This window comes from Caulobacter sp. HMWF025 (assembly GCF_003060965.1).
Classification (GTDB): Bacteria; Pseudomonadota; Alphaproteobacteria; order Caulobacterales; family Caulobacteraceae; genus Caulobacter.
Genome location: NZ_QAII01000067.1, coordinates 1 through 11,119 on the forward strand (window position 1 = coordinate 1; position 11,119 = coordinate 11,119).

General features: G+C 67.5%; 11 protein-coding genes. All 11 read right to left on the bottom strand.

What is annotated here, in order from left to right:
* Positions 1 to 140: 140 nt before the first annotated feature.
* The 11 genes from DBR10_RS08245 to ctaD all read right to left on the bottom strand — a co-directional run bounded on the left by DBR10_RS08245 (position 141) and on the right by ctaD (position 10,983).
* A complete protein-coding gene (locus DBR10_RS08245; RefSeq protein ID WP_108504040.1) occupies positions 141 to 1,808 on the bottom strand; it encodes a putative bifunctional diguanylate cyclase/phosphodiesterase in 1,668 nt (555 codons plus the stop codon).
* A gap of 44 nt (positions 1,809 to 1,852) precedes the next feature.
* Entirely contained in the window at positions 1,853 to 2,437 is a 585-nt protein-coding gene (locus DBR10_RS08250; protein ID WP_108504041.1) for a GNAT family N-acetyltransferase, read from the bottom strand.
* 121 nt (positions 2,438 to 2,558) lie between these two features.
* Entirely contained in the window at positions 2,559 to 3,830 is a 1,272-nt protein-coding gene (locus tag DBR10_RS08255; RefSeq protein ID WP_108556256.1) for a M16 family metallopeptidase, read from the bottom strand.
* A 133-nt stretch (positions 3,831 to 3,963) separates the two neighbouring features.
* The gene (gene thrC / locus DBR10_RS08260) at positions 3,964 to 5,364 is read right to left on the bottom strand and encodes a threonine synthase (RefSeq protein ID WP_108556257.1); all 1,401 of its coding nucleotides are present in this window, start codon (positions 5,362 to 5,364) and stop codon (positions 3,964 to 3,966) included.
* Positions 5,364 to 6,056 carry an SURF1 family protein gene (locus tag DBR10_RS08265; protein WP_108504323.1) on the bottom strand — a complete coding sequence of 231 codons (693 nt, stop codon included), beginning with the start codon at positions 6,054 to 6,056 and terminating at the stop codon, positions 5,364 to 5,366. Before DBR10_RS08265 ends, thrC begins: the two co-directional genes overlap by 1 nt.
* Entirely contained in the window at positions 6,049 to 6,411 is a 363-nt protein-coding gene (locus DBR10_RS08270) for a DUF983 domain-containing protein (protein WP_108504322.1), read from the bottom strand. Before DBR10_RS08270 ends, DBR10_RS08265 begins: the two co-directional genes overlap by 8 nt.
* Positions 6,412 to 6,480: 69 nt before the next feature.
* A complete protein-coding gene (locus DBR10_RS08275) occupies positions 6,481 to 7,356 on the bottom strand; it encodes a cytochrome c oxidase subunit 3 (RefSeq protein WP_108504321.1) in 876 nt (291 codons plus the stop codon).
* A gap of 72 nt (positions 7,357 to 7,428) precedes the next feature.
* Positions 7,429 to 8,070 carry a cytochrome c oxidase assembly protein gene (locus DBR10_RS08280; RefSeq protein WP_108504320.1) on the bottom strand — a complete coding sequence of 214 codons (642 nt, stop codon included), beginning with the start codon at positions 8,068 to 8,070 and terminating at the stop codon, positions 7,429 to 7,431.
* Positions 8,048 to 8,197 (bottom strand): hypothetical protein, encoded by a 150-nt coding sequence (locus DBR10_RS08285; protein ID WP_108489627.1) that lies wholly within the window; start codon positions 8,195 to 8,197, stop codon positions 8,048 to 8,050. The genes DBR10_RS08280 and DBR10_RS08285 overlap by 23 nt, the downstream gene beginning before the upstream one ends.
* The gene (cyoE, locus tag DBR10_RS08290) at positions 8,194 to 9,216 is read right to left on the bottom strand and encodes a heme o synthase (protein ID WP_108504319.1); all 1,023 of its coding nucleotides are present in this window, start codon (positions 9,214 to 9,216) and stop codon (positions 8,194 to 8,196) included. The genes DBR10_RS08285 and cyoE overlap by 4 nt, the downstream gene beginning before the upstream one ends.
* Positions 9,217 to 9,318: 102 nt before the next feature.
* Positions 9,319 to 10,983 carry a cytochrome c oxidase subunit I gene (gene ctaD / locus DBR10_RS08295; protein WP_108504318.1) on the bottom strand — a complete coding sequence of 555 codons (1,665 nt, stop codon included), beginning with the start codon at positions 10,981 to 10,983 and terminating at the stop codon, positions 9,319 to 9,321.
* Positions 10,984 to 11,119: the final 136 nt, after the last annotated feature.

Sequence of the window (11,119 nt, forward strand, 5' to 3'; positions counted from 1 at the left end):
GACCTGGACGGAGTCACTCGCCCCCTCCGCGCCTGCGGCGCTCCTCCCCCTTAGGGGGAAGATGAAGCGTGCCGATCTGGTCTTCCCCCTATGGGGCAGGAGGGGTGCGAAGCGGCCCGGAGGGGGCCAGGGTTTGCCGCCTACCCCCGCGCCTTCACCGGGGCGGCACCGTCGACATAGGCCTCGTTCAGATAGACCTCGGCCTCCTGTGGCGACAGGGCGGGCGCATAGCCGAAGCCCTGGCCGTAGTCGCAGCCCAGGGCCTGCAGGGCGTGGGCCATCTCGGCGTTCTCGACGCCTTCGGCGACCACTTCCAGATCGAGATCCTGGCCCAGCTTGACCACCGAGCGGACGATCTTGGCCGAGCCTTCGTTGGCCCCCATGGTGCGCACGAAGTAGCGGTCGATCTTCAGCGTGTCGAACGGCAGGCGGGTCAGGTACTGCAGCGACGAGAAGCCGGTGCCGAAATCATCCAGGGCCAGGCCGGCCCCCGCATCGCGCAGGGTCTGCAGGATCACCGCCGCGCGCTCGGGATCGCGCATGATGTCGCTCTCGGTGACCTCCAGCTTGAGGGCCCCGCGCGGCAGGTTGTTGATCTTCAGCACCTGGGCCACGTCGTGCACCAAGCCCGGGCGGTCGATCTCGCCGGTCGACAGGTTGACGCTGACGGTCAGGGCCCCGACCGCCGGATGGCTGGCCCGCCAGGCGGCCAGTTGGCGGCCGGCGGTGCGCATCATGTGCTCGCCCAGCTCGCTCATCAGCCCCATCTCCTCGATCAGGGGCAGGAATTCGTCGGGCGGCAGCATGCCCCTGCGCGGGTGAAGCCAGCGGGCCAGGGCCTCGAAGCCGGACAGCGCGCCGGTCGACAGCCGGACGACCGGCTGGAAATAGGGGGTGATCTCGCCGCGGGCGATGGCCCCGCGCAGGTCGGCCTCGAGGGCCAGTCGAGACAGCCCGTCGGTCTCCATCGAGCGGCCATAGGCGGCAGCCCCGCCGCGCCCGACCGAGGCGGCGGCCTCGACGGCCAGTTCGGCCCGCCGCAACAGCTCGGTCGCCTCGGGGGCGTCCTCGCCGCCTTCGGTCGAAACCGCGCCGATCGACAGGGTGGGATGGATGTCGAAGCCTGCCACCCGCAGGGGCTGTTCCAGGGCCGTGCGCAGCATTTCCGCCGGCTCGAAGCCGCGCGGCTCGCACAGCACGGCAAACTCGTCCTCGCCGATGCGGCCCATGACCGCGCTGGCCGGGAAGGCTGCGGCCAGACGCGACCCGAGGGCGGCCAGGACCAGATCGGCACGCTCGTGGCCGAGGGCCTCGTTCAGGCGACGCAGCCGGTCGACATCGGCGACGACCAGTTCATGCATGCCCTCGGTCCGCAGGCGCTCGCGGGCCTGGGCGATAAAGCTCTTGCGGTCCAGCAGGCCGGTCAGGTCGCAGCGACCCGAGGCCGAGAATTTCACTTCCGGGGCGACCACACCGGCGGCGCGCACGCCCTCTTCCAGCCAGACCCCGCGCCAGATGCAGGTCTCGGATCCGCGCATCCGCAGCCGGGCGACGACCTCGGAGCCGGGCTCACGCGAGCGGAGCACCTCCTCGGCCTGGGCCCGGTCCTGGGGCATGGTCAGGGCGCGGAAGGCGGCGGAAGAACATTCGGGGGCAAGGGGCCCAAGGCCCAGGGCGCGGGCCGAACCGTTGACGCGCAGGCGGTCGGCTTCAGGTTCCCAGATCCACAGCGCGACATCAGCCGCGCCCAGCGCCTCGAGAGTCGCTGTGGTGTCCCAGATCCGACGGTCCGTAGCCCGAAACGACATTACCGATCCCACGCCCGAATGGCGCCCTTCGCCGGACCGGGTCGCTAGAGTCGCGATACAAGTCCGAACAAACGATGATCTCGCCACTCGCCGTTAATTTTCAAATAAGCGCGGGCATAACCCTCTTCTGAAAAGCCACATTTCAGCAGAAGCGAGGCCGAAGCGGCATTTTCCGGCATGCAGGCCGCCTCCAGCCGGTGGAGGCCGATTCCCTCGAAGGCGAAGCGGATCACCGTGGCGACGGCGTCGCTCATATGGCCCTTGCGGGCATGGCTCTGGCCGACCCAGTAGCCGATGGTGCCGCTCTGCGAGACCCCGCGCCGGACGTGAAACAGCCGCACGGCCCCGATCAGGGCATCGTCGGATTTGCGGAACACGAAGAACGGCCAGGCCTCGCCGGTCTCCAGCTCGCGGGCATAGGCCCCCAGACGGCTGCGAAAGGCGCGACGGCCCAGATCATCGTCGAGCCAGGTCGGTTCCCAGCGTTCCAGAAAGTTGCGCGAGGTCCGGCGAAGCTCGGACCAGGCCCGGTAGTCTTCCAGCCGTGGCGGTCGAAGATAGACGCCCCTGCCCTGCAGTTTCAGGCCGGGGCGCGGGCGCAGGATCGGAAAGAAGGTCGGCACGGACATCCCCGGTCGCGGCCGGGGCACGCGACGTTCGAGCACTGGACAGATCGGCCGGTCAGGACCCGAGCGCCGGGTGGTGCACCGTCCGGACCGTCCCCTCTTCTAGCAGACCGACACGCGATCGTCAGGCCGCGGAGAACAGGGCTTTCTCGAAGGCCGGCCCCGCCTTGAGGGCCCCCTTCGCGCCGAGGACCGCCGTCGCGCAACGCCGGCCGTCCAGTAACCGCTGGCCCAGCCGGACGATATCGGCCGGGGTCACCGCATCGACCTCATAGGCGAGCTCGGCTGTGGGGTAGAGCCGGTCGAACAGCAGCACCTGGCCGGCGGCCTGCTCGGCCCGCGACAGGGGCTGCTCGCGGGCCATGAACATGTGGGCCTTCAGCTGGGCCTTGGCGCGGGCCAGCTCGGCCGGCTCGATGCGGCGGGCCAGGGCGAGCAGCTGCTCGGCGCAGACCTTCGCGGTCTCGACCGCGTCCTTGGCCGCGCAGCCGGCATAGATGCCCAGCGCCCCGTGGTCGGCATAGGTGTCGGAATAGGCATCGATATTGTAGGCCAGACCCCGCTTCTCGCGGGCCTCCTGGAACAGACGCGACGACATCCCGCCGCCCAGGCATTCGGCGAAGATCCGCAGGGCGAAATAGTCCTGCTCGCGCGCGCCGCAGGCCGGCAGCATGAACACCAGATGCGACTGCTCCAGCTTGCGCACCTCGGCCTCATGCCCGCCGACAAACGGCGCGCCGGACGGCTCAGGGACGCCCGGCACGGCCGGCATGTCGCCAAAAGCCGCCTGCGCAGCGGCCAGCAGCTCGGCCTCGCTGACCGCGCCGGTGGCGCTGACCAGCAGGCGGTCGGGGGCATAGAGCGCGCCCCGCCAGTCGGACAGGGCCTCCGTGGTGGCGGCATTGACGGTCTCGACCGAGCCGAGGATCGGGCGGGCCACCGGATGGTCGCCCCAGGCCGCCTTCTGGATCAGGTCGAAGACATAGTCGTCGGGCGCATCGGCAGCCTCGGCGATCTCCTGCAGCACCACCTGCTTCTCGCGGGTCAGGTCGGCCGGATCGAGGGTGGGACGCAGCAGCAGGTCGGCGATGACCGCCATGCCCAGCTCCAGCCCGCCCTTCAGGGCCCGGACCTGGAAACTGGTGCGCTCATAGCCCGTAGCGGCATTGATCGAGCCGCCCTGGCTTTCGATCACCTCGACAATGTCGCGCGAGGTGCGTGTGCCGGCCCCCTTGAAGACCATGTGTTCCAGCAGGTGAGACCAGCCCGACCGGGCCGGATCCTCCCAGGCCGCGCCGCGCCCGGCCACGACGCTGAGCGCCAGGGTCTCGAGCCCCGGCATGGGATCGCAAACGACCCGGACGCCGTTGGGGAGGGTGTGGAGGGTGGTGGTCATCAGCAACCCTCCCCCTGAAGGGGGAGGCGACCGAAGGTCTGTGGGAGTCGTCGGCAATGAGTCGTCAGGCCTTCCCCCTCCGTCGGCTTCGCCGACACCTCCCCCTTCAGGGGGAGGATTTGCGAAAACGCCCTCACGTATTGGCCGCGAAGGTCCGGACGAAGGCCTTCACCGTCTCGCCGCTGGCGGGCAGGCGGTCGAAGCGCTCGGGCTTTTTCGACAGGTCGGGGGTGGTCCGCGGAGTCGCGGGCACCAGGCCACAGGCGGCGGCCACGGCTTCGGGGAACTTGGCCGGATGGGCGGTGGACAGGACCACCACCGGCGTCGTCGCATCCTCGAGGCGGACGCCGGCCGCCGCCGCCACGCCGACGGCGGTATGCGGGTCGATGACCTCGCCGGTCTCGTTGAGGGTGGCCAGCATGGTCTTGGCGGTATCGGCCTCGCTGACCGACGCACCGCGGAACAGCTCGCGCATCATCGCAAAGGCCGAGGGCGGGATGTCGATCAGACCGCTGTCGGCAAAGCCCCGGAAGGCGCGGCCGGTCTCGACGCCGTCGCGGCGCACGGCCTCGAAATAGAGCCGCTCGAAATTGGAGGCCACCTGGATGTCCATGGCCGGGCTCTGGGTCGCGGCCACCGCGCCCCGGGCATAGCGGCCCTCCTCGAAGGTGCGGGCCAGGATGTCGTTGGAATTGGTGGCGGCGGTGATCTGGGCGATCGGCAAACCGAGCTTGCTGGCCACGAAGCCGGCATAGGCGTCACCGAAATTGCCCGTCGGCACCACGAAGGCCACAGCCCGCTCAGGCGCGCCCAGGGCCACGGCGGCGGTGAAGAAATAGACGCTCTGGGCGGCGATCCGCGCCCAGTTGATCGAGTTGACGCCCGACAGGTCCACAGCATGGCGGAACTGGTCGTCCTGGAAGGCCTGCTTGACGATGGCCTGGCAGTCGTCGAACGAGCCCTGGATCGAGACGCAGGCCACATTGGCGTCGGTGGCCGTGGTCATGAACCGGCGCTGGACCTCGCTGATCCGGCCTTCGGGGAACAGGGCCACGATGCGGGCATTCTTGCGGCCCCGGAAGGCCTCGACCGCCGCGCCGCCGGTATCGCCCGAGGTGGCGCAGATGATGGTCATCTTGCGCGACTGGCGCTCCAGCACATAGTCGTACAGCCGCCCCAGCAGCTGCATCGCCACGTCCTTGAAGGCCAGGGTCGGGCCGTGGAACAGCTCCAGCAGGAAGCGGTTGGGAGCCAGCTGCTTCAGCGGCGTCACGGCGGTGTGGGCGAAGGTGGCATAGGCCTCCTCGCACATCTGGGCCAGGTCCTCGCGCGGGATGTCGTCGCCGACGAACTTGCCGACCACCTCGGTCGCCACCTGGGCATAGGTCATGCCGGCGAAGGCGGCGATCTCGGCCCTGGTGAAGCTGGGCCATTCGGCCGGCACATAGAGGCCGCCGTCCGGGGCCAGGCCCGCCAGCACGGCGTCGAGGAATCCGATCGGGGCGGCCTCGCCGCGGGTCGAAACGTAGCGCATCAGGGTCTCAGTCTCCGCCAGAGCATGGCGGCATAGATAAACAGCAGGGTTACGGCAAGACCGAACCACGTCAGGGCGTATTCCAGGTGCCGATTGGAAATTTCTGCCGGCAACGGTGCGGGGGTGATCCCGGCCGGGGCAGGCGTCTCGCGCTCGGCCATCAGGGCCAGGGGAGCCGGGGAAGCGCCGGCAATCGAGGCGACGGCCTGGGCCCGATCGCCGCCCAGCTGGGCCAGGGGGATCAGGATGCCTGTCACCTGGCCTGGTTCCACAAAGGCCCGGTCCGGGGCCTTGACCTGACCGGTCAGGTCCGGGACGACGCCGCGATCGACGAGGATCAGGCTGTAGGGTGCCCCTTCCAGCGCACAGAGCGCCTGGGCCCGCCAGACGACGTCACCGTCCCGGACCCCGTAGGCGAGGTTCAGGGGCGGCAGGCCAGTAGGATGACAATCGGCGGAGACCCGCGTCCAGGCCACGTCCACGCCCCGAACGGCCTGGGCAAGGACCGGCCCCACAGGAACCGCCGGAGCCGTCTTCAGCGTCTCGATCCGCCGGAGCAGGTCTTCCTTCCACGCCATCCGCTTCATCTGCCAGCCGCCGAGGCCGCAGAGAATCGCGAAGGCGATCGCGACGGCGATCGTCAGGCCGAACGGAAAGCCGGCCTTCTTCGCAACGGCAGGGGCCTCAGACATCGCGACGGCCCGCTTCGGAGGCCTTGTTGGCGACCTGGGCGGCGACCATCAGGCCCTTGGCCGGACGCATCAGACCAAGACTCAGGAACAGGGTCACCGGCAGCCAGACCACCAGCAGCAGCCAGACCGGCCAGCCCCAGGCGAACATCGAGAACAGCGTGCCGAAGGCCCCGACGCAGCCGGCGATCAGGATAATGAAGGTCGAGGCCCCGTCACCGGTCTCGTGGCGGCCCAGCTCAAAGCCGCAGGATTCGCAGACAGGCGCGATCTTCAGGAAGCCCTCGAACAGATAGCCCTCGCCGCACTTGGGGCAGTGGCCGGTCGCGCCGGCGAGGAAGGGGTTTACCTGGGCCATGCGGCCTCCCGAAAATGAAAAAGGCCCGGAACGCTGTCTGGCGTTCCGGGCCCCCTCGAAGCGTATGACCTAGTGCGTCGACGCGCCGAAGATCACGTAGATGAAGGCAAACAGGAACAGCCAGACCACGTCGACGAAGTGCCAGTACCAGGCGGCGGCTTCGAAGCCGAAGTGCTGCTTGGGGGTGAAGGCCCCGTTCATCAGGCGGATCAGGCAGACGATCAGGAACAGCGTGCCGACGAACACGTGGAAGCCGTGGAAGCCGGTGGCCAGGAAGAAGGTCGAGCCGTAGAGGCCCGAATTGGCGGCCGCTTCCGAATAGAACAGCTGCTCGTGATTGATGTGGGCATATTCGTAGAACTGGATCGCCGTGAACAGCGCGCCGAGCAGGATGGTCAGGATCAGGCCGTATTTGGCCCCCTTGCGGTCACCGACCTGCAGGGCGTGGTGGGCCCAGGTGACCGTCGTACCCGAGAGCAGCAGGGTCAGGGTGTTGACCAGCGGCAGGTGCCAGGGCGAGACGGTCTCGACACCGGCCGGCGGCCAGGCGGCCCAGGCGGTGCGGACTTCTTCGATGCTCGAAAGGGTGCGGTGCTCGTGGAACAGCGCCATCTCGAAGAACATCCAGAACCAGGCCACGAAGAACATCACTTCCGAAGCGATGAACAGGATCATGCCGTAGCGCAGGCCGATCGAGACGACCGGCGTGTGGTCGCCGGCCTTGGCTTCCTTGGCGACATCCGACCACCAGCCGAACATGGTGTAAAGGATGCCGGCAAAGCCTGCGGCGAAGATCGCCCAGTTGCCTTTTTCAATCCCGAACACGCCGCCCTTGAGCCAGCCGATCAGGCCGATGGCCATGATGGTGGCAGCCGCCGAACCCACGAAGGGCCAGGGGCTGGGCGGCAGGATGTGGTAGTCGTGCTTGACGGCGCCGTGGGCCATGGTGGTGCTAACCCTTATATCCCTTTGGTCGCGATGGCCGGTCCCCCCGCCGTCGCGCGTCTTGATGAAACGCTATAGCCCTCTAGACGGCGCGCCGCCAAGGGGTTGAACGATACGGGGCGTGGTCGAAGCGGTCTGTTTTTGCTTCGGATCGTCCAGAACGGCCGGGAAGAAGGTGTAGGAGAGGGTAATCTCGCCCTTGCCCTTGGTCTCCGGATCGTCCGCATATTGGGGATCGACGAAGTAGACCACCGGAAATTCGACCGTCTGACCGGCCGCAATCGTCTGGTTGCTGAAGCAGAAGCATTCCAGCTTCTGGAAATAGGGCCCCGCCTGTTCGGGCACCACATTGTAGATCGCGCGGCCGGTCATGGCCTTGTCGCTGTTGTTGGTGACCTTGAAAAAGGCCAGACCCGTATCGCCGATCCGCACCTGCTGACTGGTCTGCTCGGTCGAGAAGCTCCAGGGCAGCTCGCGGATGTTCGAATCGAATCGGATGGTGACCTTGCGGTCGAGGATGCGGGTCGGGGCCAGCTCGGCCTTGCGCACCGTGCCGTCGAAGCCGGTCATCTGGCAGAACAGCTTGTAGAGCGGCACCGAGGCGTAGGCGGCACCGACCATGCCGAAAAAGGCGGCCGCGCAGATCAGGGCAACGCGCGCATTGCGCTTGCCGGCCAGCGCCTTGACGGGATCAGAAGGGACGATGCGCGACATTTCCGCCAAGCCTCACCAGAGTCACCACAAAGATCAGAATCACAAAGGCCACAAGACCCAGACCCAGGGCAATGTTTCGCCCCTTGCGGGCCCGGGCGGCCGCGTCGTCCTCGACGAGTTTGGTCATGACAGCAACTCCAGCGCTTTGACCCCGACGACCGCCTCGCCAAGCAGGGCGGCAAACAGGGCGAACAGGTAGAGAATCGAGAAGGCGAACAGATTGCGGGCAGCCTTGGCGCCGGCCGCCTTGGCATCCTCGCTGACCTCATAGAGGTCGCGGTCAGCGGCGCGCGGATCGGCGGCATCGCCGGCCTTGCTCAGATAGACGCGGACGGCCAGCAGCAGGAACACCGCCCCGCCCAGGGCCGCAACGGCGAGGTAGAGCGGGCCGCCCAGGCCCGTCAGGACCGGCGACAGGCAGATCGGGATCAGGATCAGGCTGTAGAGCAGGATCTGCAGGCGCGTGGCCTTGGCCCCCTTGACCACCGGCAGCATCGGCACCCCGGCCTTGGCATAGTCGGTGGTGATGTAGAGCGACAGCGACCAGAAGTGCGGCGGGGTCCAGAAGAAGATGATCGCCACCATCAGCCAGGCGTTCAGCGGGGCCGAGCCGGTGGCGGCCGCCCAGCCGATGGCCGGCGGCAGGGCCCCGGCGAGGCCGCCGATGACGATGTTCTGGGTCGTCCAGCGCTTCAGCCACATGGTGTAGACAACGGCGTAGAACAGGATGGTGAAGGCCAGCAGCCCGGCCGCCAGCCAGTTCACGGCCATGCCGAGCAGCATCACCGAAAACAGCGACAGCACGACGCCGAGGGCGGCGGCGTCGTCGCCGCGGATCTTGCCCGACGGCACGGGCCGGCCGCGCGTGCGGCGCATCAGGCCGTCGATGTCGGCATCGAACCACATGTTGAGTGCGCCGGAGGCCCCGGCCCCCACGGCGATGCAGAGCACGGCCACGGCCGCGAGGATCGGATTGACCGGCGCGCGGGCCGCCAGCAGGCCCGTCAGGCCGGTGAACACCACCAGCGACATGACGCGGGGCTTGAGCAGCTGGAAGTAGTCCTGCCAGCGCGCAACCTGGGTCTCAGGCAGCGCGTCCGCTTCGGGCGCGGCGGGATCCGGGGTCATGGCGGCGGTCATCGACATCGATACTTGTTTATAGCGATCTTTATGGGCGAAGGGCGCGGCCCGGACCCTTAAGTGGTCCAGACCGCGCCCCCGCGTTTCAGTCTGTCTTCAGGTCGGCGATCAGTGGTGATCGTCTTCCTTGATCACCGGCGGCTCGCTGAACTGGTGGAACGGCGGCGGCGAAGACAGGGTCCACTCCAGGGTGGTGGCACCTTCGCCCCACGGATTGGCCTCGGCCTTGCGGCGACGGATGGCCGCTTCCAGCAGCAGGATAAGGAACACCACCACGCCGACGACCGTGATCAGGTAGCCGACCGTGGAGACGTAGTTCCACTTCGCGAAGGCTTCCGGATAGTCGACATAGCGACGCGGCATGCCCTGCAGGCCCAGGAAGTGCTGCGGGAAGAAGATCAGGTTGACGCCGACAAACATGATCCAGAACTGCAGGCAGCCCAGGAACTCGTTGTACTTCACGCCCCACATCTTCTCGAACCAGTAGAAGAAGCCGGCGAAGATGGCGAACACCGCGCCCAGCGACAGCACGTAGTGGAAGTGGGCGACGACGTAATAGGTGTCGTGCAGGCTGTAGTCGATGCCGGCATTGGACAGGACCACGCCGGTGACACCACCGACCGTGAACAGGAAGATGAAGCCGATCGCCCACAGCATGGGAGTCTTGAAGCTGATCGAGCCGCCCCACATCGTGGCAATCCAGGAGAAGATCTTCACGCCGGTCGGCACCGCGATGATCATCGTGGCGGCCACGAAATAGGCGCGCAGGTTGATGCTCATGCCGACGGTGTACATGTGGTGCGCCCACACGACGAAGCCGACGAAACCGATGGCGACCATCGCATAGGCCATCGCCAGGTAACCGAAGACCGGCTTCTTGGAGAAGGTCGAGACGATGTGGCTGATGATGCCGAAGCCTGGCAGGATCAGGATGTACACTTCCGGGTGACCGAAGAACCAGAACAGGTGCTGGAACATCACCGGGTCGCCGCCGGCGGCCGGGTCGAAGAAGTGGGTGCCGAAGTTACGGTCGGTCAGCAGCATGGTGATGGCGCCGGCCAGGACGGGCAGCGACAGCAGCAGCAGGAAGGCGGTGATCAGCACCGACCAGGCGAACAGCGGCATGCGGTGCAGGGTCATGCCCGGCGCGCGCATGTTGAAGATCGTGGTGATGAAGTTGATCGCGCCGAGGATCGACGAGGCACCGGCCAGATGGAGCGACAGGATCGCCAGATCCATGGCCGGACCCTTGTGGCCCGTGGTCGAGAGCGGCGGATAGATCGTCCAGCCACCGCCGAAGCCGTGGCCCGGACCGCCGTCGACGAACATCGAGGTGCAGAGCAGCACCCAGGCGGCGACCAGCAGCCAGAACGAGATGTTGTTCATCCGCGGGAAGGCCATGTCCGGCGCGCCGATCATGATCGGAACGAACCAGTTGCCGAAGCCGCCGATCATGGCGGGCATGACCATGAAGAAAATCATGATCAGGGCGTGGGCGGTGACCACGGCGTTATAGCCGTGCTTGCCCTTGAAGAGGCCCATCTGGGCCAGCATGCCGGTGTCCGAGAACACCTGGATGCCCGGCTCCATCAGTTCCCAGCGAATCAGGCCCGACAGGGCCCCGCCCACCAGGCCCGCCATGATGGCGAACAGGATGTAGAGGGTGCCGATGTCCTTGTGGTTCGTCGAGAAGAACCAGCGAGCGAAGAAGGGCGGCTTGTCGTCGGCGCCGTGGGCGTCGTCGTGATGATCAATGTCTGCGGCGTGAGCCATCGGACTAATCCTGCAATCTAAGTCTTAGACCGCCGGCGCGGCAGGAGCCGCGGCCGGGGCGGTGGCGGGAGCGGCGGCCGGGGTCGCGACAGCCGCGGCCGGAGCGGCGGCGTCAGCGACAGGGGCGGCCGCCGGC

Coding starts and splice junctions, on each gene's coding strand:
- DBR10_RS08245 (WP_108504040.1), bottom strand. CDS start 1,808: ATGTCGTTTCGGGCTACGGACCGTCGGATCTGGGACACCACAGCGACT.
- DBR10_RS08250 (WP_108504041.1), bottom strand. CDS start 2,437: ATGTCCGTGCCGACCTTCTTTCCGATCCTGCGCCCGCGCCCCGGCCTG.
- DBR10_RS08255 (WP_108556256.1), bottom strand. CDS start 3,830: ATGACCACCACCCTCCACACCCTCCCCAACGGCGTCCGGGTCGTTTGC.
- thrC (WP_108556257.1), bottom strand. CDS start 5,364: ATGCGCTACGTTTCGACCCGCGGCGAGGCCGCCCCGATCGGATTCCTC.
- DBR10_RS08265 (WP_108504323.1), bottom strand. CDS start 6,056: ATGTCTGAGGCCCCTGCCGTTGCGAAGAAGGCCGGCTTTCCGTTCGGC.
- DBR10_RS08270 (WP_108504322.1), bottom strand. CDS start 6,411: ATGGCCCAGGTAAACCCCTTCCTCGCCGGCGCGACCGGCCACTGCCCC.
- DBR10_RS08275 (WP_108504321.1), bottom strand. CDS start 7,356: ATGGCCCACGGCGCCGTCAAGCACGACTACCACATCCTGCCGCCCAGC.
- DBR10_RS08280 (WP_108504320.1), bottom strand. CDS start 8,070: ATGTCGCGCATCGTCCCTTCTGATCCCGTCAAGGCGCTGGCCGGCAAG.
- DBR10_RS08285 (WP_108489627.1), bottom strand. CDS start 8,197: ATGACCAAACTCGTCGAGGACGACGCGGCCGCCCGGGCCCGCAAGGGG.
- cyoE (WP_108504319.1), bottom strand. CDS start 9,216: ATGTCGATGACCGCCGCCATGACCCCGGATCCCGCCGCGCCCGAAGCG.
- ctaD (WP_108504318.1), bottom strand. CDS start 10,983: ATGGCTCACGCCGCAGACATTGATCATCACGACGACGCCCACGGCGCC.